Below are 24,092 nucleotides of genomic sequence, written 5' to 3' on the forward strand. Positions count from 1 at the left end.
CCTGACTTGAAAGAGGCTTCGCGGATCATCCGCTGTGTCGTCCGCTACGGTTCCGCTTCATGTACTCCACCAGCCCGGAGAGACCTAGCGGGCGAGAGAAGTAATAACCTTGCAGGCGACCCGCTCCCAGCTCTGTCAGAATGCGGGCCTGCTCGGCGGTTTCGACACCCTCCGCAATGACGCCGATATCCAAGGCGTGCCCGATGTCGATGATGGACTTCACCAGGCGCGTTGCGTTGTTGCCTCGCGCCATTGGTGAGATCAGCCGGCGGTCGATCTTGAGCCGGTCGGGCGCAATCCGTTGAAGCGCAACAATTGAGGCCCGCCCGCTGCCAAAGTCATCTACCTCCAAAGAGATCCCCATTTCGCGCAACTGATCCAGCTGCAACATGAAGGCGTCGCTTTCCTCTTCCAGAAAGATGGTCTCAAGAAGCTCAAACGCCACATCGCCCGAGTAGGCACGCGACAGCCTTCCGATCTCAGCAATTTCCTCGAATTGAAGCCGGTTTGCGCTGACGTTGAATGACAGGTTCGGGCGCTCGTCCATGTCGCGAAACGCAGCTTCGCACTCCTCAATCGCGCGTTCAAAGATCATGCGGTCGATATCCGCGACGACGTTCAGATCCGTTGCAACACCCAGAAAACTGTCCGGCATACGAATGCCGTCGGTTGGATGCGACCAGCGCGCCAGCGCCTCAACGCCAACAACAGCCCCGCTCTGGCAATCGACCTGGGGCTGGTAATGGGGGATGAACTCTCTTTGTTCGAGACCGCGCATGATGTCATCTGCAAGGCGCTTGGTATCACGCATCTCGTCAATGTCGCAGCGATCAAAGACTGCAAGCTGACCGCGACCAGCGCGCTTGGCCTTGTAAAGCGCCACATCCGAATTGGTCAGCAAATCGCGTTCGTTGGCCAGCGGGGTGCGGGCGATTCCGATGGAGGCGCCGAAGCGACACTCCCGCCCTTCGAACATCGCGGGCTTGGCAAGGTCTTCGAGCAGCGCTTCGGCGAGTGTCTCGGGACGCTCGCTGCCATCCGGCACTTGCAGCAGAATAACGAATTCATCCCCACCGATCCGCGCAACCACGTCACCTGCGCGAACGTTTGACCGAATCCGGTGCGCGACATCAATCAGCACGTGGTCCCCAGCGGCGTGACCAATGGTGTCATTGATCTGCTTGAAACGATCAAGATCGATGTGGAGGGCCGCAAGCTCGCCCCCCTTCTTCTGGCGCCGACGCGACAGCTCCTCGAATTTTTCGGACAAATAGCGGCGGTTCCCAAGACCGGTCAGTTGATCGTGCAACGCCTTGAAGGTGATCTGTTGGTTCGCTGCCTCCAACTGCTTTGCGTAGTCTTCAAGCGCGCGCCTTTGCCGGATCGTTTCTGTAAGGTTGAGCCGAAGGACGAGCGTCTCTCCGTTCTCCGAGCGGGACCGGATGATCCGGTAATGCGTGTCGTTCGCGAATTCGAAGTCTTCCTCCTCGCCGAGGATCGTATCGGAGTTCACGTAGTCTTTGACCCATTCCTTTTCGCGTCCTTTCGCTGCTGGGACCCGACCGTTTTTTACAGCGACGCCGACCACATCGGAGACGTTCATTCCGGCACCGATATCGTCCGGGTTGTCGGTCAACGAAGCGACAAAGGCGGGGTTCCACATGACCAAGTTCAGGTCTTTGTCGTAAATCGAGAAGGGGTCGGGAAAAGCATTGATGGCGGAGATCAGACGATCCTGGGTTTCTTGCAGGGCACGGCGCTGGCGCACAAGTTCTGTGGTGTCCAACCGGACCACGACCAGATCGCCATTCCGGGACTTCGATCTGAGCAGACGATGGTGCCGGTCGCCGTCAAGCTCGATATCCTCGACGGGCCTGATGTCCTTGGCGGACGCCAATGTCTCACGCAGCCAGGCTTCTTCGCGGCCCACAGCCATGGCAAAGCGACCGTTTCGCAGACCAATGCGCATGGCTTCTTCCAGTGGCATCCCCTCATAGAGATCGCTCGGAGTGTCGGTCAGCGCATCGCTATAGCTGTCGTTCCACACCACAAGACGGGAGTTGCTGTCGTAGATGCAAAACGGGGCGGGATAGGCGCTGATCGCTGCCAGAAGTCGCTCCTGAAGCCTTTCGGCTGCGCGTCTTTGGCGCACAAGTTCCGTGGTATCCATCTGGATGACCACGAAATCGCCGTTCGGAGCCTGGCTGCGCAGGACCCTGCGGTGCGCGTCCCCGGGAAGTTCGATATCCGTATGAGGAGAGACCGGTAGGCTGTCGTCCTGCGGTGTGTGTTCCATATACGGCAGGGTTGCCGTTTCCGCGACGAACCGCCCGTAGCGGACACCGATGGCCCGAACCTCGGCCCCCGTCATTCCAACGTGAAGCTCTTCGGGGGCGTCGGTGATCGACCGGGTGAAGGCATCGTTCCACATGACCAGGCGTTCATCGGCATCATAGATCGCAAACGGGTCGGGATAGGCGTTCAATGCCGCGATGGTCCTGGCGTGCGTCTCGGTTGATTGCCGTCGCTGGCGTATGATTTCGGTGACATCGAGGCGGATAACCACCCAGTCGCCATTGTCAGCGACGCTGCGCAGAATCCGGTGATGAACGTCGCCGGGCAGTTCGATGATCTCGGCGGTTCGCGAAATCTGCGCAGGATCATCCAGCCGATCGAAGAAGACCGCGCGTCCTTCCGGCGGCACATCCATTTGCCCGCAATCAAAGGCGTGGTTCATGACATCCCGGATGTGCATGCCCGGCTTGATTGCCTCTGGCTCGGTGGACATCGACGCCTTGTAGGCGGTGTTCCCGACCACCAACCTCATCTCCTTGTCGTAGATCACGAAAGGGTCGGGATAGGCATTCATCGCTGATAGCAGCCGCGTTTGAGTGGCGAGCAGTTCGCGATACATCGTGGCTTGTTCGGAGAGAAGCGCATCGCGGTCCTTGAGGGCAGTGGCCGCAGCGTCTTCCCGTTCCTTCAGGTCGGAGATATCGCGAAAGGTGGCACAGCTATAGCGGCCACCGGTCTCCTCGTCATCAAAGGCGAAAAAGGAGATGCTTGCCCAGAACTTGCTGCCGTCAGATCGGACGCAGGTGGTTTCGGTTTGAAAGGTCTGTTTACCCGCGCGAAAGAGCGGCGCCACCTTGGCGACGAATTCGTCCCAGCTGTCGGGGTCATGGACAATATCGACGGGTTGGCCAAGAATCTTATCGGTATCGTAGCCGAAGAGGGTGCCGTAGGATCGGTTGACGTAGACCAAACGCGCCGTGTCATCGGATGGCCCGCGATAGCCTATGCCAACCGCGTCCTGCGTCAGCGACAAGAAATCGTTTATGACATCTGACAGTTGCATGAACCGACCCTGGTAACGACCATAAGTTCATACGAGTCATTGGTTACTCTAAGCGTAACTCTCGACTTTTAACGAAATGCACCGACGCGGCGATATTCTCTGATCACTGGCCAGGGGTTGGCTTGTGTTCCGCTCGGTGTATGGGCGCGTCTTGCTGCTCAATACGCCGGACGCCAAAGCCGATGGGTTTGAGCTGGTTTCCTGGCAGTTTGGGGTCGGGGCCCCAGATCGCCTGATAGGTGTCAATTGCCATCCCGCGGCGTTGCAGAACGACGGACAGGCCGATGAGGCCGCCCCACCACATCACCAGCGTCAGCCACATCCAATTTGGTCCATTGGCTTGCCAGAGGCCCGAAAAGATGGTCGCCACCGACAGCAGGAGGGCGGTGTATCCCGCGCTTTTGTGCAAATATTCAAAGGCCTTGCGCCGAGGCGTCATGTCGAAATGATCGCCACGCCAAGAGCCATCGGGTCCGGGCTCGGTCGGACCTCCCTTCGTCCCTCTGAAGAGGCCGCCGAGGATCTGCACGAGCCCAAGTGCCACGACCGACCAGCCCAGAAACCAGTGCGGCCCGGGGAGGGTGGCCATCGGCGGGGCGGTCAGGATCAGCCACAGCCCCAAAAGCATCAGAGCAAAGGCGGAATACTGGCAGATGCGATGCGTATTCCACCAGAAGTGGTGATCCAACGTCTGGGGCCAGTCTTGCCCTGGCGCTATTTTGAAGTAGCGGGCCGTGAAAATACCCAGTGGTACCAAGACACCCCAAGCCAGCACCATGATGCGCGCGTGCCAGCTCAGGTGCCAGCCGACGTTATGGTCGCGGGCTGCGTCCATGGGGGCAAGCAGCCACTCCCACATCAGCCCTTGACCGCCCCTGCAGTCATGCCGGTGATGATCTGGCGCGAGGCCACGAACGTGAAAATGATGGGTGGGATCGCCAGCAACATACCGGTGGCCATGATCACGCCCCAGTCGATGTCAAACTCGGTGATGGAGTTCACGATTGTAACGGGGACCGTGCGCGAGTTTCGATCCGCCAGCGCATTGGCCAAGAGGAACTCGTTCCAGGCCACGCGGAAGGTAAAGATTGCGGCTGCTGCCAGCCCGGGTTTGATCAGGGGCAGCACGACCAGAAAGAAGACCTGAAAGGGGCCGGCGCCATCCATGCGCGCGGCCTCTTCCAGCTGGATTGGCACCTGCACGATAAAGCTCTGCAGAATCCAGATGACGAAGGGGAGGTTCATCGCCACGTACACCAGAATGATCCCTGCGCGCGTGCCGTCGATCTGGAACTGGAACGTCCAGATGCCGAAGACGGGCACCAGCAGAACGGCGGGCGGCACCATGCGCATGGCCAGCGTCGAGAGGGAGACCGTATCGCGCCCCATGAAACGGAAGCGCACCAGCGCGTAGGCGGCCATACAGCCGATCACCAGCGTGATCACGGTCGAGACCAGAGCGATAATCAGCGAATTGATCAGCGCCCGGCCAAAGGTCTTGTCGCAATAATCGATGTGCGGTGCGTCGTACCACAGAAAGTCACACAGCGCGGTTTCATAGTTGCGCAGTGTCGGCATGAAGAGCAGCGAGGAGCTGTCCGACATGATGTCCACGTTCAGCTTCAGCGAGGTGATCAGCATCATGAAGATGGGTCCCACAGCCATGACCACCAGAGCCACTAGCAGCGCATAGAAAGCGGGGTTCTGCCTGTCGTAGACTTTTTCTGCCATCAGAGGTCCTCCTCTGCCGCTTTGCGCAGCCGGGCCGTGCGCGCCTCGACAGCCTTGTTGTAGGCGAACATGGCAAAGGTCAGGATCACCAGCAGGATCAGCAGGTAGTTCGACATGGCCGCGGCCTCCCCAAGCTCGCGGAATTCTGATGCTGTGCGGGAGATGCGCAAAGACAGGATTTCGGTGGAGAGACCGGGCCCGCCGTTGGTCAGCACCAGGATGACCTCCAGCACCTTGAAGGCGTCGATTAGGCGTAAAAGCAGGGTCACGATCAGCACCGGCATCATCAGCGGCAGCTTGATATAGACGATCTGCTGCCAGCCCGTCGCCCCGTCGATGCGCGCCGCCTCCATCGCCGACTGTGGCAGCGATTGCAGCGCCGCCAGCGACAGGATGAAGATGAAGGGGGTCCACTGCCAGACATCGGCGATCACCACCGAGGCAAAGGCCCAATTGCCGTCGCTGAGCCAGGGGATCGGTTCAAAGCCCATGGACTTGATTGTTCTGTTAAATATGCCGACGGACGGGTGATACATATAGCGCCACATCAGGCCCACCACGATGGGCGCGATCATCATCGGCAGGATGAAGAGCGTGCGCAGCACCGACATGCCGCGGATGTTGCGATCGAGCAGCAGCGCCAGGCCGACGCCCAGCACCATTTCGATGGTGACGACCACGGCTGCGAACTTCAGTGTAACCCAGAAGCTCTCCCGAAAGGCCGCATCGCTCAGCAGATTGACGTAGTTCCGCAGACCCACGAACTCCGCTTCGCCAATCCGCTGGCTGGGGTTCCAGTCCAGGAAACTGGCATAGATCATGTAGCCAATCGGGTAGAGCAGGGCGACTGCCATCACCAGCGCCGCGGGGGCGAGGAAGAGGTAGGGTGTCAGCCGATTTGCGTTGGCGATCTGCATGGGGTGCGGTCCGTGCTGCGGGAGTGTGGGGCCGGCGCTGGAGAGCGGTGCGCCGGACCCCTTGATCGTGTGGCCCCCTCTGGCTGAGACAGTGTCGTGCTGTCGGAGCGTAGAGTTGAGAGGGGGTGGGGCCGCAGGTTTTCCCGTGGAAAACCCGCTCACCCCACTCGGTCAGCCGAGCTGACAGTTATTGCCAGGTGTAGTACCCGGCCTCGTCCATGATGGCTCGGGCGCGTTCAGCGACGCCGTTCAGCGCCTCTTGCGGGTCGAGGCCCTCGGTCAGCACTTGGCTCATGATCGTTCCGATGTCCGCGTTGATCTTGCCCCAGGTCGGAATGATCGGGCGCCAGTCCGGGTCGGCATACTTCAGCGCCTCACCGAAAGTGGCCGAGTAGGGGTACTTCTCGTTCAGTTCCGCATTCTCGTAGGTGGAGAAGCGGGAGGGGTTGCCGCCGGCCATGGCCACCATCAGATCGCCCTCCTTGGAGGTCAGCCACTGCATCAGCAGGAAGGCCGCTTCCTTGTTCTGGGCGTTTTTCGGGATGGCGATGCCGAAGCCGCCGGTTTGCGAGCCCCGGCGCACACCTTCGGGATGCAGCGCATAGCCGACCTTGCCCGCGACGGTGGATTTGCTGGGGTCTTCAAAGCCAGCAGCAAAGGCGATGCTGTCCATGAACATGGCCGCCTGACCCTGCTGGAAGGCCGCGGCCGCTTCGGCAGGACCGAACGTCTGACTGCCGTCGGGGCCGCAGTCCACGATGGTTTTCAACGCATTGGCTGCTGCCACGCCAGCTTCGTTGTTGATGATCGGCTCCCAGTTGTCATCGAAGACGCGGCCACCCAGCGGTGCGAGATGCAGCAGGAACGCATGGCTTGCCTGGTGGCCGGACGCCGCACGAGAGGCCATACCGCCCATGCCGGGCTCGACCTCGGGGATCTTGCAGGCTGCATCGAGCAATTGGTCGTAATTCTCGGGGACGGGAATGCCATGCTTTTCGAAGATGTCCTTGCGATAGGCCAACACGCTCGTCTCGGACCCAAAGGGAATGCCGAAGGCGGAGCCCAGCTGCCCGGGCAGGTAGCCCTTTTGGCCGCCCGCTACACCAATGTTTTCGACGTATCCGGAGATTAGGTCCGCCTGATCATAGTTCGGATCTGCCAGTGCCGGGTTCATGAAGTATTTGGCGAGGTTTTCCAACTGATCCGCATAGACGTAGTCGGCCTTGGAAAAGACCACATAGGCGATCATGTCGTAGTCGCCCTCGTCTTTGGTCAGTTCCAGCGTCTGACGTTCACGCATCTTGAGGTACTGCAGTTGGTCCACCTCAACCTCGATGCCCGTCTCTTCGGTGAAGGCTGGCAGCACCTTCATCATCGCGTTGTAATGCGGATGGGCCGGCACGTTGATCACCAAAGTGGTGCCCTCGTAAGGCTCATACGGATTGGCAAAAAGGGCGCCGGCCATCGTGGCCGAGACCGCTGTCCCGGTCAGGCTTGCCCTGACCGCCGTACCGGTCAGCATTTTCGTGAGTGATAGCATTCTTCAGTCCTCCCTGATGCTATGTCTTGTCTGTCAGAGCCGCAGCCCGGACGTTTTGTCGAAGATCATGATTTCATTGGTCAGCACGCCAAAGGTCTGCTCGGTTCCGGCACGTACGGGCGCTGCACTCTGTGTCTCAACGAGAATTTCCGCCGCCCCGCAACGGGTCACCAGAACCGACTGCGCGCCGAGATACTCGGACACCACGACCTTCAGCTCAATCGGCGCGCTTTGGGACAGGTCGGTGGTAAAGCTGGACGGCCGCAGACCGACGGTGACGGCGCGGTCCCTGGCCGAGGCCAGACGCGCGCCCGCCTCTGCGGTCAGGGGCAGGGCGTATCCGTCGCCGCGCACCCAGAGCGCGCCTTTTTCGTCCACCAGGTCGCCGTCCACGAAATTCATCGTGGGTGCGCCGATGAAACCCGCAACGAACGTGTTCACAGGGGCCTTGAACAGCTCTTCCGGGCTGCCTTGCTGCTGGATCAGACCATCGCTCATCACGACAATCCTGTCACCAAGGGTCATCGCCTCGACCTGGTCGTGGGTGACGTAGACCATGTTCTTGTCGATTGTGTCGCGCATCTCGGCCAGCTCGGCGCGCATCTTGCCGCGCAGCTTGGCATCGAGGTTCGAGAGTGGCTCATCGAACAGAAACGTGCCGGCATCCCGCACCAACGCCCGCCCCATGGCCACCCGCTGGCGCTGCCCGCCCGAAAGCTCCGCCGGCTTGCGATCAAGCAGATGCGCGATGTTCAGCATCTCCGCCACGCGCTGCACCTTGCTCTCGATCTCCGATTTTGAGACCCGGGCCAGTCGCAGGGCAAAGGACATATTCTTGGCGATGTTCATATGTGGGTAGAGCGCATAGTCCTGGAACACCATGGCAAGGTCGCGTTCCTTCGGATCCAGTTTGCTGATGGGCCTGTCATCGAAAAAGATCTCGCCGCTGGTCACGGTCTCCAGTCCCGCGAGCATCCGTAGCGTTGTCGATTTTCCGCAGCCAGACGGACCGACGAGCACCGTGAACTCACCATCATCCAAGCTGAGGTCGAAGGGCGGCAGCACCTCCACCGCGCCATAGCTCTTGGATACCTGATCAAAAACGATACGTGGCACATGTCCCCCCAAGCGCCGATTTCCGAAGAAGCCTCCCAGCCTCTTTGTTCAGACTGCCCAAAGGACTTCCAATAACGAAGCGAAAAAGCCAGAATGAACGTTAGCGTTAACGTTCATAATAGGGTTATCTATATGATGATAAATGTAAAAATGACAACTGATCGGGCGTGCTCCATTGGGTAGAGCACGGTCACCGACCAAGATTGAAGACGTCGCCGCCCGCGCCGGGGTGAGCATCATGAGCGTCTCGCGGGCCATTCGCGGGGTGGAGGGAGTTTCCGAAAAGACCCGTGCGGAGATTCTGAAGATCGCGCGGGACATGAAGTATGTGCCCAACAGCAACGCCCGCTCACTGGCGGTCGCGAACTCCAATCTGATCGGGATTTCCCTGCCCACCTTCGCGGGAGAAGTCTTCGCTGACATCCTCAACGGGATGCGGCGGACGCTCGACTCTGCAGGATACTCGAGCGTCATCGATACAACCGAGTATAACCCGGACGCCGAGCTGAACTGGGTGCGTCGGCTGCTCTCCTGGCAGCCCGCAGGGATCATCCTCACCGGGCTTGATCACAAGCCAGAAACGGTCGAACTGCTGCGGGCCTCGCCGATCCCGGTTCTGGAAATTTGGGATCACACGGATCATCCAATCGACATCTGCGTTGGGATCGATCATTTCAAAGCAGGCCAGATGATTGGTGCGCACGCCGTGGCAATGGGATATACGCGCCCTGCCTTTGTCAGCGCGCCGCGAGGGCACGATACCCGCGCCGATGCGCGTCTCGCGGGGCTGCGAACGGTCTTTTCCCAGGACATGTCCGTTCCCGTGCTCTCTGCTCGACCCGACGCGGGTAACTCCTTTGCCACTGGCTTTGATGGCACGGCGCAACTGCTCGACACCGCAGCGCCGGATATCATTTGCTATCTCAACGATCACATGGCCTTCGGTGGTCTCATGTGTTGCCAGAAGCGCGGCCTGTCGGTGCCGGAAGACATCGGGATTGCCGGTTTCAACCAACTCGACCTGGCGAGCGTTCTGCCCAAGAAACTGACCACGGTCAGAACCTTGCGGCGTTTGATGGGCATTACGGGCGCCACAAATTTGCTGGCCCGGATCAATGGAGTCGCTGTCGAGAAATCCAAGCCGCTACCGCTGGAACTCATCCCGGGCGAAACGACCCGTCCGCAGACATCCTGAAGCAAGTGGGCTCAGCTATTGGCAAGGCGGCGCAGAACACGCTGTCGCGCGCTCACGTTGTCAGGCAGGATCACGGCGCTCTCAGCTGCAAAACGACCGGTGTAGGCCCCGTTGAACAGGACGCGCGCCTCTGCGTACTTCTGCAGATCGAGATTGCGCTCAAAGCTATGGCCGAGACCGGCGATCCGGTACCCTGGGGCAGTGGGAGATCGGGTCAGATACCCTTCGATTGAAAGACGGGCAAGAGCGCCGGCGGCGCCCGTAAACCGAGCGGTTGTAATGTCTGTGGCGCGCAAAATGCCGCGATCCGCATCGAAACGCCCGATGGCGCTTGCGAACGATCCGTTGCTCCGCGACGCCAGACCGCGACCGCGTGTCGACACGGGCCCGATCCGAATGCCTCGGGCGGTGCGAAGGACATCGCCCGATACCAAGTCGAGGGTGCCTGAAACAAGGCTCAGCCGACTGGCGACCACCTCGTCATCCCGCCATAGGCCTGACACAGCCACCCTGTCTCCCACCGACGGCAGCGGCGCGCCTGCTTCGGTCAGAACAGGGACACCATTCACGGTCAATTGCCGTCCGCCTCGCGCGCGCTCAGAAACGGTCCCGACGAGCGGGTAGGTCACATGGACACGGCGCGCTCTCAGGTTCCCGGCAGAGCCCAAGGCCTCGATGGTCAGGCTGTCGCCAACGCGAATATCACTCTCCGAAAGCGGCCCGAACGGGCCGCTGAATTCCGTGCGCAAGTCGGTCTCAACGCGGTTGCCGCTGACGATCAGGCTGCCGAACTCGGTCAGAATGCCCACAATCCCTGTGCCGCCGATGCCGCCTTCGACCTCGCGATCTTCGGGCCTTGGCCACGCGGTCTGTGGCCACATCAGGCTGGACAGACCCGCGGCCAAGGCGAAACGACGAGAGAGCTTACCGGTCGTCATCGGTGGAACTTCCTTTTGTGTCGGCGTCCTCGTCTTCTCTGTAGAAAAAGACGCCAAATCTAAAGCGATGCGTGGCTGACGGTTTGGCCTTGTCACCGGCCTGTTTGCCAGCAGCCAACGTATTGAGTTGCCGCAGACTGTCCTGGCTCAACTGGCGCGCTGTCGCTTCGAGATCTGAAACTGAGGCGGCTTCAAGATGATTGTAGAATACGGCCCGCTCCAAATACTGCGGTGTGTCAGACAGCAGATTTTCGACCCCGGCCTGCATGTGATCAGCGAGGTTGTGTGCGAAGAAATGCAGCTTCTGGTCTGTGTCGGCAGATCCCACCAGACCTTCCGAAAGCAGGCGCACCTGATCCTCTTCCAGCGCTGCAATTCCCTGCCGGGTCAACTCGTCCAACACTGTGCGAGGACGAATGTCGCGGCTCACCGACTGGACCAGGGTCTCGAAACTCGGACCATCCGTGGCGAAACGTGGCAGAACCCTCGGCTGGTCGTTCTCTGAGAACGCAGGGTCTGAGAGCCAGCGGCCAACCACGGTCAGAAGAATGGAGACCTTGCGTTGAGTCTCGGTGCTTTCGTTCTTGTCGCGAGCTCGAAACTCCTTGACGTCACGTCGATGCACGCCGGTCACAACGTTGACTCGGCTGTCCGTGGCGTCCTCCCCCAGATCATCGACGGCCACCTCGACGTAGGTTTGCTTCACGATGCGGTAGAGCGCGGGCGCAGAGACACCCTGCGCGATCAGCGCGCGCACCAAGGGGCGCAAGATGCGCCGCACAGCACGCTCAAACAGCGTGGATCTCGAAAAGGGGTCACCCGTCGTCATGGATCGAACATCAGTGATAGTGTGAAAAAATTCCACAAAAATCTTGCCTCTGCGACCGAGTGACCCAAATAGGGTCATATTGATGTGTAAAAAATGCACACATCTTGCAAAGGAGGATATTTCTATGAAGTTGCTGAGCCTTTTCAAAGCGTCGGTTCTGGCAGGTGCATTGGCCATGGCAGGATGCGCCACCACAACCAGCGCCCCCGATATCGTGGAGGTCGCGCAGTCGGCTGGATCGTTCGAGACCTTGGTGGCCGCCGTCAGCGCTGCCGATCTCGTCGAGACCCTGCAGGGAGAGGGACCCTTCACGGTCTTTGCCCCAACGGATGAGGCATTTGCCGCTCTGCCCGACGGCACGGTCGAAACCCTGCTCAAGCCGGAGAACAAGGATCAGCTGACTGCCATCCTGACCTACCACGTCCTGCCTGGCAAAGTGATGGCGGCCGATGTGGCGGGCCAACGCTTGAACCCGGAGACAGTAAACGGCCAGACCGTACACGTCGATGGGCGTAACGGCGTCAAAGTCAATGATGCGACAGTCACCGCTGCGGATATCGAAGCGTCCAACGGCGTCATCCACGTCATCGACAAAGTTCTACTGCCCTGATCCGAGACCGAAAGGAGACCCATATGAGCACCTTCACATTTACAGGCTTTGCGGAACCGGACCTCTTCGGGACCGGCCATATCGCTCCGCACATCACCTTCACCATGCCGGAGACCGCGACACTCTCATTCACGGTCACAGATGACGACCACCGCTTGTCGGGTGATGCGTTGCGCAACGAGCGTGGTGACGACCGGTCGCAGCAGACAGCTGAAATCCTGAGGGGTGATGATGAGATCGGCAACGGCGGCAGACTCTATGCCGAGCAGATCTGGCATCTCTACGGCGATGACGGCCAGACCTACCGTCTGGTGGAACTGGAGCAGCCCGGCCGGTTGCCCGACAACTTCACCTTTCTCGGTGACGTGCCGCCCGCCGGTGTCACTCTCACTGTCGGCAGCAGCGTCAACGTCTTCCGTGGTGTGAGCTATGATAAACTCTCTGGCGGACCGCTTGCTGAACCTGCTGGGAATATTGTCGATATCGCGGCGGGATCCGACGATTTCAACATTCTCGTGCAGGCACTGACCGCGGCGAACCTCGTTGATGCCGTGCGCGACTCCGCTGACATCACTGTATTTGCACCAACAGACGCGGCCTTCACCGCACTTGCCGTGGATCTGGGTTTTGCAGGGGATACCTCCGACGAGAGCGCAGTGTTCGGGTTCATCGCCGGCGCACTGGCCGGGCTTGCACCGGATGGAGACCCGATCCCGCTGCTGACGAATATCCTGCTGTACCATGTCTCGCCCGGAGCCAAGACCGCAGCCGAAGTGGATGGCGCCGATCAGGTCACCACGCTCCTGACCGATGCGACGTTCGGCTCCGAAGGAACGGAGTTGGTCGACAATGAACCCGATGTCGCGAACCCAAATATCGTGGGCGAAGACGTCGAGGCTGCGAATGGTATTATCCAGGTGATTGACCGCGTCCTTCTGCCGCTCGACATCCCCGGCAACGAAGCACCGGAGCCCGATCTTCCGACGCTGGCGGGCATCGTGGCGGCCAGCGGCGGGACCTTCGATCAGGATGGCACCGATTTCGACCTGCTTCTGACGGCGGTTCAGACTGCCGGACTTGTCGGCGCGCTGGACGATCCGGAGGCCGATCTGACCGTCTTCGCCCCGAATGATGCGGCCTTTGTTGGCCTCTCCCAGGCGCTTGGCTTCGAGGGCAGCGATGAGGGTGAGGCTTTCGCATATCTGGTCGAGGCGCTGACACTGCTGGGTGGCGGCGACCCGATCCCGCTCTTGACCGAGGTTCTGACCTACCACGTGGCGCCGCAATCGCTCGGGTCCGAAGACGTTCTGTCCGCAGATGAGATCGAGACGCTGCAGGGAGGCAGCCTTGGTGTTGACGGGACCAGCCTTGTCGACGCGGATCCGGACGTGCCGAACCCGAACCTGATCGCGACGGATATCCAGGCTGAGAACGGCATTGCTCATGTGCTGGACGGCGTCCTGCTGCCCGCAGACCTGCTGCAGTCCGACGGGTCGAACGACGTGGACTTCGTCATCGACGATGACACCAACAGCTTCATCCGGACCGGCCGCGACAATGACCTGGTCGACGGCAACGGTGGCCATGATAAGATCTTCCTCGGGCGTGGTGATGATGTCGGTGTAGGCGGTGATGGCAACGACGTTATTTCCGGCGGTCGTGGCATGGATATGATCACGGGCGGTACAGGGAACGACAAGCTGTTTGGTGGACGGGATGCGGATATCTTCATCTTTAACACGGGTGACGGCCATGACCGCATCTTCCGGTTTGAAGATGGTATTGACCTGATCGATCTCAGCGGTACGGAGTTCGAGAGCTTCGCCGATCTCGAGGGTGCGATCGAGGTGCGTGGTCATCGGGCGGAGATTACACTGGGCGATGATCAGAGCATCGTAGTTCAGGGTGCGCGTCTTGATCTGTCGGAAGACGATTTCCTGTTCTGACATCGACGGGGCCGTGGGCGAAGCGCCTGCGGCCCCGTGCGCTGCGTTATCAGGTCGAACATACGACCGCATCTGATAGCAGCTTGTCTCAGCTCAGAAATGCCGTGCTATGCCGCAACCTTCCACAGAGCGTATTCGCTTTGGGCCGCGCAACCATGATCTTCGCCTGGAAAGCAGACAGTGTTCAACTTGAATATGTCGAAACTCATTCCGTGTTCGGATAATGCCGCCTTCCCGTTGAGCAGGGTTTTTGAGCTTCGCCGCGACTGGTGCGGGGGATGCTTTGGAATAGGGGCAACATAGGTAGCATTGCCAAGCAGCTTGGAATAACCGCTGGTCGGTGTATCGGAGCGGAGGCTATCGAGTTGTCCAGAAGGTTTGGACGCCACCCAAATGTACACAGGCACGTTAACCTTGGGTAAGAACAATCATCGCTCGGCCGGGGTCATGATGATCTTTCAGCTTGGCGGCTTGACCCCACAAAGAGCCTAGCATATTACCGCAGACGCTGAGCGGGCGTCGTATACTGGCTATTACCTCAGCCTTCCAAGCTGATGAAGCGGGTTCGATTCCCGCCGCCCGCTCCAGAAATTCATTTCTTACATTATGCCTACAATTTATTGCACTAAGATCTAGCAAGGTATTATCCAAAAAAGATTTTCTGGCTTTTGAACGTTTGCCTTCCTAGCTCTTGGTGCGGATTCGCTTCTCGCTGCTGCGTCAGCCTCCGCCCGCATCTCATCCACTCTTGCCCCAGAAACATCGCGGCATTTGCGCGCTTTACGCCCCGAAGCGAGTGCTGTCTCTTGACCCCCGCGTCGGGGCTCGCCATGACAGGTGCAGGAGGATGAAGGGAACGTTATGGCAAAGGCTGCGCCCCACACACCCGGGCAAACCGAAGAACGCGCGAAATCCAAGGAGATCGGCGCGCTGAAGGCCTTGATGCCATTCGTCTGGCCGTACCGGCGACTGATGTTGGCGGCAATCGCCGCGCTTGTCACAACCGCGATCATCTCGCTGACCTTGCCGATGGCCGTGCGTCGCGTGGTCGATAACTTCGATACCGAAAACGCCTATATTCTTGATCAGTACTTTGCAGCGGCGCTCGGGATCGCAGCGCTTTTGGCCGTGGGCACGGGGCTCCGCTATATGCTGGTGACGCGGCTGGGTGAGCGCGTCGTTGCGGACATCCGCAAGTCGGTCTTCGATCGCGTAATTTCCATGAGCCCCGCCTTTTTCGAGCAGGTGCTGACCGGCGAAGTCCTCAGCAGGATCACGACCGACACGACGCTGCTCCTGTCGGTTATTGGCTCGTCGGTGTCGATTGCGTTGCGCAACCTGTTAATCTTTGTGGGTGGCTTGGCCCTGATGCTGCTGACTTCACCGAAGCTGACCGGGCTGGTGCTGTTGATCGTGCCGACGGTGATCATCCCCATCCTTGTGCTTGGCCGGCGCCTGCGCGTGCTGAGCCGCGAAAATCAGGACTGGATCGCCGCCTCCTCGGGCAATGCGTCGGAGACCCTGACGGCTGTTCAAACGGTTCAGGCCTTCACCCATGAGGCGGCCAGCCGCGCGCAATTCGCCCATGTGACAGAGTTGTCCTACACGGCGGCGCGGCGGCGGATTTCGACCCGGGCGCTGATGACCGTGATCGTGATTTTTCTCGTCTTCGCAGGCATTGTTGGTGTGTTGTGGATCGGTGCGCGCGACGTGCGCGCGGGCGACATGACGCAGGGCGCGCTCGTGCAATTCGTCATCTATGCGGTGATGGTCGCCGGGGGCGTTGCCGCGCTGTCGGAGATCTGGGGAGAACTGCAGCGGGCCGCCGGTGCCACCGAACGTCTGGTCGAGCTTTTGCAGACCGAAGACACCGTCCAGGACCCCGCGGAGGGTCTTGCGCTGCCGATGCCCGTGACCGGGAGGATTGTTTTCGAGAACGTCACGTTTGACTACCCGTCGCGCCCCGGCATTCACGCGCTTGAAGGTGTCAGCCTGACCATAGAGCCGGGTGAGACCGTGGCATTCGTGGGGCCATCCGGCGCCGGCAAGACCACCATCATTCAAATGATTCTGCGCTTCTACGACCCGGCGTCCGGTCGGATCACCCTTGATGGGGTCGACCTCGCGAAGCTGCGGCGCGATGCGTTCCGCAAGGTGGTCGCCCTGGTCCCGCAAGACCCGGTGATCTTTGCGGCCTCGGCGCGGGAGAACATCCGCTTTGGCCGTCCCGACGCCACTGATGCGGAGATTGAGGCTGCGGCGCAGGCTGCTGCCGCGCATGACTTTATCGCAGCGCTGCCCGAGGGCTATGACTCCTATCTGGGCGAGCGCGGTGTGATGCTCTCTGGCGGGCAGAAGCAGCGCATTGCCATCGCGCGCGCCATTCTGCGGGACGCGCCGGTGCTGTTACTGGACGAGGCCACCAGCGCGCTGGACGCGGAAAGCGAGCGCGCCGTGCAAGCGGCGGTGGACACGCTCAGCGAAGGGCGCACAACGCTGATCGTGGCGCATCGCCTGGCCACGGTGAAGAAAGCCGACCGGATCATCGTACTCGACCAGGGGCGGATCGTCTCCAGTGGCCCGCATGATGAGCTCGTGGCCGAAGGCGGGCTTTACGCGCGTCTGGCGCGGCTGCAGTTCACCGATGGCATGGCGGCAGAGTAGCTGAAGCTCGCAACCATGCGCCCGCGGATGTCCTGACGTCACACCGCTTTTACGCAGCGTCCCGGTGGCGCCATCCCGCTCGGAACGCTTGCACAAAGCCGCAATAGGTTCCATCCTGCCCGCCACGGAGAAACAGCCCGCAAACGGGCGTTTTGGGAGGAAAGTGATGACTTTTGCCGGGATCGAGGATCGCGACGCAATCGAGGCGGCGATGCCATGGGATGACCGACCGCTGCCGAAGACGCTCTATGGGATGCTCAGCCAGACGGCGGAGAAGTTCCCGAACCACAATGCGGTCAGCTATCAGATTTTCTCCGGCCCGACGGACAAGGCGGAAACGCTCACCTGGTCTGCACTGAAGGATCAGGTGACCCAGGCGGCGAACCTCTTCCGCTCGCTCGGCGTGGGTGAGAGCGACGTGGTGGCCTATGTGCTGCCCAATGCGAACGAGACCGTTCTGGCGCTTCTGGGGGGTGCCGTTGCGGGGATCGTCAACCCGATCAACCCGCTGCTGGATCCCGAGCAGATCGGCTCGATCCTGCGCGAGACCAATGCGAAGGTCGTCGTCACGTTGCGGCCTTTCCCGAAGACGGATGTGGCGGACAAGACCGCCGAAGCTGTGGCGTTGGCACCCAACGTGAAGACGGTGCTGGAGGTGGATTTGCTGCGTTATCTCACGCCGCCGAAGTCATGGATCGTGCCGCTGATCCGCCCCAAGCGCAGTGTGCAGAACCACGCCAACTATATGAATTTCATGACGGAAGTGGCCAAGCAACCGAAGGTGCTCAGCTTTGCGGACAGCGACGGCGACCGGGTGGCCTGCTATTTCCACACCGGTGGCACGACGGGCATGCCGAAGGTGGCGCAGCATCTGTATTCCGGGCTGGTCTACAACGGCTGGGTGGGCACGGAGTTGCTCTTCAGCGAAGAGGACAACATCATCTGCCCGCTGCCGCTGTTTCACGTCTTTGCCTGTCACGTGATCCTGATGGCAGCCGTGAGTTCCGGCGCGCATGTCATTTTCCCGACGCCGCAGGGCTATCGCGGCGAGGGGGTGATGGACAACTTCTGGAAGCTGGTGGAGCGCTGGAAGATCACCTTCATCATCACTGTGCCGACGGCTATTTCCGCCAAGATGCAGCGCCCGATCAATGCGGATGTGAGCACTGTGAAGACTGCGTTCTCCGGCTCCGCGCCGCTGCCGCTCGAGCTGTTTCGGCGGTTTGAAAAGGCCACGGGCGTGAAGCTGGTTGAGGGCTATGGTCTGACCGAGGCGACCTGTCTGGTCTCCTGCAACCCGGTGGATGGCGAGAAGAAGGTGGGCAGCATCGGCATCCCGTTCCCCTACTGCAAGGTGAAGATCTACAAGGCCACCGAGAGCGGGCCGGTTGAGGCCGACGTGGATGAGATCGGCGAAATTTGTGTTTCAAATCCAGGTGTTTACGTGGGCAACACCTATACCGAGACCGAGAAGAATGCCGACCTCTACTTCGGGGACTATCTGCGCACAGGGGATCTCGGGCGGGTCGATCCGGATGGCTATCTGTGGATCACCGGGCGCGCGAAGGACCTGATCATCCGCGGCGGTCACAACATTGACCCTGCGGAGATCGAGGAGGCGCTGTTGCATCATGAGGCGGTGGCCTTTGCGGGCGCCATCGGACAGCCCGATGCCCATGCGGGCGAGGTGCCGTGCGCCTTCGTCGAACTGGTGGAGGGTGCGCGCGTGACCGAAGAGGAGCTTCTGGCGCTTTGCAAGGAGCATGTGCATGAGCGTGCGGCGCACCCTAAGCATATGACAATCATGGATGAATTGCCAAAGACCGCGGTGGGCAAGATCTTCAAGCCCGACCTGCGCAAGCACGCGATCACCCGCATCTACAATCAGGCGCTGGAGGAAGCGGGCGTCGCGGCGCGTGTTGTGGCCGTGGTCGATGACAAGAAGCGCGGACTGGTGGCCCAGATCGAGCCCAATGGGGCGGGCGAGGATGCCATCGCCCATGCGCTGAGCGCCTTTGTGCGGCCTTGGGAGCTGGCCAGTACTGCGGTCGCTGCAGAGTAATCAGCGCAGAAAAACAGGGGCTTGCATGGTCTCCGGCACCGGTGCGCCGAGCCGGGAGAGGATCGTCGGGGCCAGCTGCAACTGGTCGATCACCTCCTCCGGGCCGGGGCCCTCGGCCTCGCCGAAATAGTAGAGCGCAGCCTCCTGTTGCAGCGGGTCGCGGCCCCCGTGGTGGCCGCGCGCGTCCTGCCCGTGATCGGCGGTGACGATCACCTCGTAGCCCGCGGTGCGCCAGCGTTTGATGTAGGGTGCCAGCATCGCGTCGAGCTGGTAGCAGGCGTGATCCATCTCCTGGCAATCGTGGAAAAAGCGGTGGCCCATGCTGTCGAGCGTGCAGCTGTGCAGCATCCCATAATCTAGGTCAAACCGCGCGCAGAGCATTGATAATGTTGCAAAAAGATCGGCGTCCGAGGGCGTCATCTGGTTGATGAGCCCATAGCCCGCCATGGTGTGAAAGCGTCCGTGGGTGATCGTCTGGCTGTCCGGTTCGTCGTATTCGATGTCGCGCACCGGATCGAAGGGCGCGCGGTTGAAGAACTCCGACCAGAAGGAATGCGCGACTGCGCCGGTCACGCCACCCGCCTTGCGGATCTGTCCGAAGACATCCGGCAGGTCGAGGCGGCGCACGGTACCATTGCTGGTGCAGCCATGCACCGCGGGCGCCACCCCGGTGTGGATCGAGGCGTAGCAGCAGGCGGAGGTGGAGGGCAGGACCGAGCGGTGTTTCCAGACCCGGGCCTCGCCGCTGTCGACCCAGCCTTCGAGGTTGCCGAACAGCCGCCGCCAGTTGCGCCAGGGGACCCCGTCGATGATGATGAGAAGCAGCTTGCCGCGCATGAGACCCTCTCCGGTTCGGTACCGGTTATCTGCGGGTAACGGCAGCGTGCGCGCAACACCAATTGCGACCTCGTGCCGGATTTTCATGGATGGGGCGCGTCCACCTGTGTTTCAAGGCCAAACCCATGTCGGTATCACGTCGGTATTACGTCGGTATTGCGTCGGTGCGCGCGGCGGTGTTGCGGGAAAATGCGGGGGAATCAGCTCAAGTGTTACCCCAACAACCGCGCAACGTGCGCCGGGTCGCGCCCGGCAAACCCACCGGCGACGACCTGTTCCGTGCGCTGTAGCGCGGTGCCTTCCCGCATGATGGTGTTGCTGTTCTTGACCAGCGTGTTTTTGACCCGTGTGAAGGCGGCCTCGAAGCGCATGGCGATGGTGTCGAGCCGATAGGTGTCGTGGATGTTCACCTGATGCGGGCCCGCGCGCGAGCCCAGCCGCATCTGGCGTTGGGCACGGTCGATCATTGCCCCGGTCCGGGCCAGGGTGCCGCCGGTCTGCGTCGGGCGGAAGGCGAACTGGCAGCCCATCAGCATGGTGCGGCTGCGGCCGATGTCGATTGGCTGGATTGCCAGCAGGTTGAAGAACAGGCTTCCGTCCTTGCGGTAGTTGATCAGGCAGAAGGAGTCCGCGGCGCGGCGCTGACAGACCGTCGCGATCTCGTCGGTGGCGGTCTTGTCGGTGAGCGGGCCCTGGAGAAAGCGGCAGTTCTGGCCGAGCACCTCCGCCGCCGGGTATTGCGTGAGCGTCTCGAAAGCGGGGTTCACATAGACCAGCGGCATGTCGGTCTGGTCAGGATCGGCAATGGTGACGGGCACGAGCAGCCCGTCGCACACAGCACGCAATGCCGGCGACAGCCCCGCCGGCAGGTTCAGGTCGTCCAGCATGTGACTTGGGTCCTTGTGGCTGGTGACTGCGCGCACTGTATTAAGACTTCGTTAACGGATGTAGTGCGGGACAGGGGCGTTTCAACTGGGCGGGAGATCAGGCGCAGGCCGCGCCTCACGCTGTGCGCACGGGATTGTGACAGTGCGGGCCGGGAAAGCTTTTGCGCGGCGTGGGGCGGCGCCTTACGGTCGGCGCAGCCGATCACGGAAGGGGCGCAGATGAGCAAATCCCGCAAACCGCAAAGGCGGACATCCCGGTCCAAATCCGCGCCCGCCGCGGCAGAGCCGTCACGCCGGGACGTGATGAAACTGCTGCGCAACGGGGTCATCGGCGCTGCGGTCGTGGGCGGCGGTGGCTATGTTGCGCTTGGCTCGTTCCGCGCCTATGCGGCGGAGCATGATCTGAGCCGACTGGGGCAGGGCAAGCCCGCCATCGTACAGGTGCATGATCCGCAGTGTCCGACCTGCACGGCCCTGCAGAAACAGACGCGCAAGGCGCTGAAGCAGTTTGGCGAGTGCGATCTGGTCTATCTGATCGCGGATATCAACACGCCCGAAGGTCAGGCCTTTGCGGTGCGGCATGGGGTCGGCAACGTGACGCTGTTGCTCTTCGACGGCGGGGGCGGTCTGCAGCAGACGGTGCAGGGCCTGCAGAGCCGGGATCAGTTGCTGCCGATCTTCCAGCGCCATCAAACGGCCCATGCGGTGACCTCGGGCTGAGGCACGCCGGCCGAGGCCGAGGCCACGCCGACCGGTCACTGCAGCGCTGCGCGGGGCACGCCCCGTCCGGAGATCATGCCAAGACGGCTGCAGGCGCGCAGCACGTGGTGACAGCCGCGGCGCAGGTCGCTGTCGCTGGGGTCCTCAAGACCGTACCATGGCAAGGTCAGGGTCCGGTCGACGGGGCCGATTGCCATGACGCTGTCGAGGTCGTCCGGGGCGTTGTCCAGCAGGTCGAGGCGGATCAGCACGAGCTGGCCGCGGATCCAGGGCAGGGTTGGGATCTGCAGCAGCCGGTCAAAGATCTGTTCCGCAGGATTACCCAGGCCGGCGACCACAAGACGCGGGCCCGCGGCGGTGCCTGCGAGGCGGTAGCCGAAGACCGCGCCGCAGCGACGGGTGGTCAGAACCTCGACATAGCGGGCGTGGGTGTCGGTGATGCTGTCGTGATGTGTCATGGTCGGGTCCTCCGTTGCGGCCATGTGAGACGAAGGAGGGCGGCGTGCGCCGCCCTCCGGGGATCGCGGGCTGTCAGGTCGGCTCAGAAGCCGTAGACCAGTGAGACACCGAGCGAGTTGTCGGCGCTGCTGAAGTTGGCCAGCGGGTCGCTGTCCCACTCCGAGCGGTACGACACGCGGGTCGAGATCGCATCGGTCACGCGGAAGTTCACGCCAAGATCGTTGGTCACGACGGTGTCCTCATCCGAGAACAGGATGTCAGTGTCGTTGGTCAGGAAGACGTTCTCGTTGAACTTGATGTAGTAGCGCGACGAGGCAATCCCGGCGATTTCGGTGTTGTTGAAACCCAGCTGGTCTTCGATGTAGCGCACACCGGGGCCCGCTTGCAGACGCCAGGTCTGATCCTTCTGGTTGATCACGCGGTAGCCCGGGCCAAAGCCAAGGAACGCGTCCCAGCGGTTGCTGTCGAACTCGTCATAGCGAACGGAGCCGAGGCCGAAGACATAGAAGTCGCCTTGCAGGTAGCGGTTCACGTCGTAGGTCGCGAAGATCTCTTCCTTGTTCCGCACGTCGTTGTCTTCTGACAGTTCGACGGCAAAGCCAAAGGTATGGTTCCAGGGGCCGTTGCCATAGCGGAAGCGACCAGCCAGATCCAGATCGGCTGTGTCGGTGTTGCCCGAGGTGGCCGAGAAGCCGAGGGCCACGCTGCCGGTCCAGCCTTGCGTATTCTGATTGTTCAGGCGGTCGCGGTCGCGAGCGTCCTTGTTGTTCAGATCGTCGGTGACGTCTTCTTGAATATCGTCGATGCGGTCGTCGAGGTTATCGACGCCTGTCAGTGCGCCCTGCGCGAACACAGGAGCAGCCACGAGGAGCGCAAGGGCCGAAGCGGCCAGCACGTTACGTTTTTGCATGGGTCTATCCTTTCCCAACAAAGTATGACCCGTCCTGAGAGGGCGGGAGCATGTCTGCTGAGACGGGAGATAAGCCGTCTTGTTGAATTAGGAAAATTCAAAATAATCAGGTATAAAGCGAGAATTATTTATGGATCTGCCGTGTCGCCCGAGGGGCCGAGGATATCGACGGTGTGGTCGTGGCTGAGCTCTTTCAGCTCCGCGATGACCGCGCTCTGATCGGCGTCGATCCGGGACCGGATGGCCAGCAACGCGGCCTCGGCGGTCTGCCGGATATCCGCCTCCAGATCGTCTCGCCAGATCGACCAGACCGGGTAGGGGAAGACCGGGGCGTCGGGGACGAGGTGCAGCTCGCCGGAATCAAGGAACCGCTTGATGTAGCGGGCGGGCAGGTAGGCGGCGGCGTGGCGCGCCAGGATGTAATCTGCAGCCATGGCGCCGAGAGACATGGTGAGCCCGGGGTTGGTGAGCTCGGGAAGCTGCAGAGCGTGGGCGTGCACGAACTCCGGCCCCCAGTCGACGAAGACGTAATCTGCAGCCACCTCGTCGAATTGCGCGGGCCAGGAGGCGGCCAGGACCAACTCCTCCTCGAGCACCTTCCGGGCCGTCAGGCCGGGGCGGAGTTGCGGGGTGTACATCAGGCCGATTTGCACGACGCCTTCCACGAGGAAGCGCATGATGCGGTCGGGCATGCCCAGTTCGGCCCGGATATTCAGCGTCGGCATGTCGGCCTGCATCCGGTCAATCCATCGAAAGCCGAGCCGGGGCCAGAGCGAATACTGCGCGCCGACGCTGAGCGATTTGGTGTAGCCGTCGGGCACCCCGACCTGCTGGCGCGCCTCTTCCCAGATCTTGATGAGCGAGAGGGCGTAGCGTTCGAACTCGCGCCCGGCCGGTGTCAGCTCGGCGCCCGCTTTCGAGCGGGTGAACAGCGGTTTGCCCAGCCCCTCCTCGAGCCGGGCGATGCGCAGGCTGACGGCGGATTGGGTGACGAAGAGACGCTCGCTGGCGTTGACGAAAGACCCGGTGGCGGCGACTTCGAGAAAGGTGCGGATCAGCGCGATGTCCATGCGGGGGTATCCATGAGCTCGTCTGCGATGAAGAGCAGTGTTAACGCGATTCGCTGAGGGTGTCTCCGCTGGCGGGAGCCGGGCGCGCGTTCTGCGCCGGGGCTGTCCGGGTGTTCGCCGTCTGGTGGGGCCTGGTCGGGTGTGGGGTCATTTGGAGAGTGATGTCGTTTTTGGACATGTTTCCAATTCATTGGATCTCCTTACACGGGCCGGTGCAGGCGACCGGGCGCTTTTGAGCCCGCGAGCGGCAGACAATGGGGCCGGATGCCCACCGCGACATCGGCTTCATGGCGAGCCTTTTGA

The 24,092-nt window shown here is 61.3% G+C and carries 19 protein-coding genes and 1 tRNA gene; 7 read left to right on the forward strand and 13 right to left on the reverse strand.

Annotated features, from left to right (window positions below; translation table 11 throughout):
- Window positions 1-25: 25 nt before the first annotated feature.
- From Q1A71_RS17320 to Q1A71_RS17345, 6 genes are all read right to left on the reverse strand, one after another.
- Complete coding sequence (locus Q1A71_RS17320) at window positions 26-3,358, reverse strand: EAL domain-containing protein (protein WP_299679216.1); 3,333 nt, start codon at window positions 3,356-3,358, stop codon at window positions 26-28.
- Window positions 3,359-3,461: 103 nt separating this feature from the next.
- The gene (locus tag Q1A71_RS17325) at window positions 3,462-4,217 is read right to left on the reverse strand and encodes a cytochrome b561 domain-containing protein (protein ID WP_299679219.1); all 756 of its coding nucleotides are present in this window, start codon (window positions 4,215-4,217) and stop codon (window positions 3,462-3,464) included.
- The gene (locus Q1A71_RS17330; protein ID WP_299679222.1) at window positions 4,217-5,089 is read right to left on the reverse strand and encodes a carbohydrate ABC transporter permease; all 873 of its coding nucleotides are present in this window, start codon (window positions 5,087-5,089) and stop codon (window positions 4,217-4,219) included. Before Q1A71_RS17330 ends, Q1A71_RS17325 begins: the two co-directional genes overlap by 1 nt.
- The gene (locus Q1A71_RS17335; protein WP_299679225.1) at window positions 5,089-6,006 is read right to left on the reverse strand and encodes a sugar ABC transporter permease; all 918 of its coding nucleotides are present in this window, start codon (window positions 6,004-6,006) and stop codon (window positions 5,089-5,091) included. Before Q1A71_RS17335 ends, Q1A71_RS17330 begins: the two co-directional genes overlap by 1 nt.
- A 187-nt stretch (window positions 6,007-6,193) precedes the next feature.
- Window positions 6,194-7,546, reverse strand: coding sequence for an extracellular solute-binding protein (locus Q1A71_RS17340; protein ID WP_299679228.1), 1,353 nt, complete (start codon window positions 7,544-7,546; stop codon window positions 6,194-6,196).
- A gap of 33 nt (window positions 7,547-7,579) precedes the next feature.
- Window positions 7,580-8,662, reverse strand: a complete 1,083-nt coding sequence (locus tag Q1A71_RS17345; RefSeq protein ID WP_299679231.1) for an ABC transporter ATP-binding protein — start codon at window positions 8,660-8,662, stop codon at window positions 7,580-7,582.
- Between the two features lie 175 nt (window positions 8,663-8,837).
- Between Q1A71_RS17345 and Q1A71_RS17350 the strand changes: the two genes are divergently transcribed.
- Entirely contained in the window at window positions 8,838-9,857 is a 1,020-nt protein-coding gene (locus tag Q1A71_RS17350) for a LacI family DNA-binding transcriptional regulator (protein WP_299679234.1), read from the forward strand.
- 11 nt (window positions 9,858-9,868) lie between these two features.
- Here Q1A71_RS17350 and Q1A71_RS17355 read toward each other — a convergent pair whose 3' ends face one another.
- Window positions 9,869-10,795 (reverse strand): DUF5666 domain-containing protein, encoded by a 927-nt coding sequence (locus Q1A71_RS17355; protein ID WP_299679237.1) that lies wholly within the window; start codon window positions 10,793-10,795, stop codon window positions 9,869-9,871.
- Window positions 10,782-11,624 (reverse strand): DUF6502 family protein, encoded by an 843-nt coding sequence (locus tag Q1A71_RS17360; protein ID WP_299679240.1) that lies wholly within the window; start codon window positions 11,622-11,624, stop codon window positions 10,782-10,784. The genes Q1A71_RS17355 and Q1A71_RS17360 overlap by 14 nt, the downstream gene beginning before the upstream one ends.
- 175 nt (window positions 11,625-11,799) lie before the next feature.
- On the opposite strand from Q1A71_RS17360, the gene Q1A71_RS17365 reads away from it, so the two are divergent.
- The 5 genes from Q1A71_RS17365 (at window position 11,800) to Q1A71_RS17385 (ending at window position 18,906) form a co-directional block, all read left to right on the forward strand.
- A complete protein-coding gene (locus tag Q1A71_RS17365) occupies window positions 11,800-12,234 on the forward strand; it encodes a fasciclin domain-containing protein (protein ID WP_299679872.1) in 435 nt (144 codons plus the stop codon).
- A 23-nt stretch (window positions 12,235-12,257) separates the two neighbouring features.
- Entirely contained in the window at window positions 12,258-14,180 is a 1,923-nt protein-coding gene (locus Q1A71_RS17370) for a fasciclin domain-containing protein (protein ID WP_299679243.1), read from the forward strand.
- Window positions 14,181-14,692: 512 nt separating this feature from the next.
- Window positions 14,693-14,767, forward strand: a tRNA-Gly gene (locus Q1A71_RS17375).
- 274 nt (window positions 14,768-15,041) lie between these two features.
- Window positions 15,042-16,844 carry an ABC transporter transmembrane domain-containing protein gene (locus Q1A71_RS17380; RefSeq protein ID WP_299679246.1) on the forward strand — a complete coding sequence of 601 codons (1,803 nt, stop codon included), beginning with the start codon at window positions 15,042-15,044 and terminating at the stop codon, window positions 16,842-16,844.
- A 166-nt stretch (window positions 16,845-17,010) separates the two neighbouring features.
- Window positions 17,011-18,906: an acyl-CoA synthetase gene (locus tag Q1A71_RS17385; protein WP_299679249.1), complete on the forward strand. Its 1,896-nt coding sequence runs from the start codon at window positions 17,011-17,013 to the stop codon at window positions 18,904-18,906.
- On the opposite strand, the gene Q1A71_RS17390 is transcribed toward Q1A71_RS17385, so the two are convergent.
- Both Q1A71_RS17390 and Q1A71_RS17395 read right to left on the reverse strand, forming a co-directional pair.
- The gene (locus tag Q1A71_RS17390) at window positions 18,907-19,743 is read right to left on the reverse strand and encodes an alkaline phosphatase family protein (protein ID WP_299679252.1); all 837 of its coding nucleotides are present in this window, start codon (window positions 19,741-19,743) and stop codon (window positions 18,907-18,909) included.
- Window positions 19,744-19,955: 212 nt separating this feature from the next.
- Window positions 19,956-20,630 (reverse strand): PAS domain-containing protein, encoded by a 675-nt coding sequence (locus Q1A71_RS17395; protein WP_299679255.1) that lies wholly within the window; start codon window positions 20,628-20,630, stop codon window positions 19,956-19,958.
- Between the two features lie 219 nt (window positions 20,631-20,849).
- On the opposite strand from Q1A71_RS17395, the gene Q1A71_RS17400 reads away from it, so the two are divergent.
- A complete protein-coding gene (locus Q1A71_RS17400; RefSeq protein ID WP_299679258.1) occupies window positions 20,850-21,350 on the forward strand; it encodes a hypothetical protein in 501 nt (166 codons plus the stop codon).
- 35 nt (window positions 21,351-21,385) lie between these two features.
- Here Q1A71_RS17400 and Q1A71_RS17405 read toward each other — a convergent pair whose 3' ends face one another.
- From Q1A71_RS17405 to Q1A71_RS17415, 3 genes are all read right to left on the reverse strand, one after another.
- Complete coding sequence (locus Q1A71_RS17405; RefSeq protein ID WP_299679261.1) at window positions 21,386-21,808, reverse strand: hypothetical protein; 423 nt, start codon at window positions 21,806-21,808, stop codon at window positions 21,386-21,388.
- Between the two features lie 83 nt (window positions 21,809-21,891).
- A complete protein-coding gene (locus Q1A71_RS17410) occupies window positions 21,892-22,719 on the reverse strand; it encodes a DUF481 domain-containing protein (protein ID WP_299679264.1) in 828 nt (275 codons plus the stop codon).
- Window positions 22,720-22,847: 128 nt separating this feature from the next.
- Window positions 22,848-23,789 carry a LysR family transcriptional regulator gene (locus Q1A71_RS17415; RefSeq protein ID WP_299679267.1) on the reverse strand — a complete coding sequence of 314 codons (942 nt, stop codon included), beginning with the start codon at window positions 23,787-23,789 and terminating at the stop codon, window positions 22,848-22,850.
- Window positions 23,790-24,092: the final 303 nt, after the last annotated feature.

Origin of the sequence: uncultured Roseobacter sp. (assembly GCF_947493125.1) — a bacterium.
Lineage (GTDB): Bacteria > Pseudomonadota > Alphaproteobacteria > Rhodobacterales > Rhodobacteraceae > Roseobacter.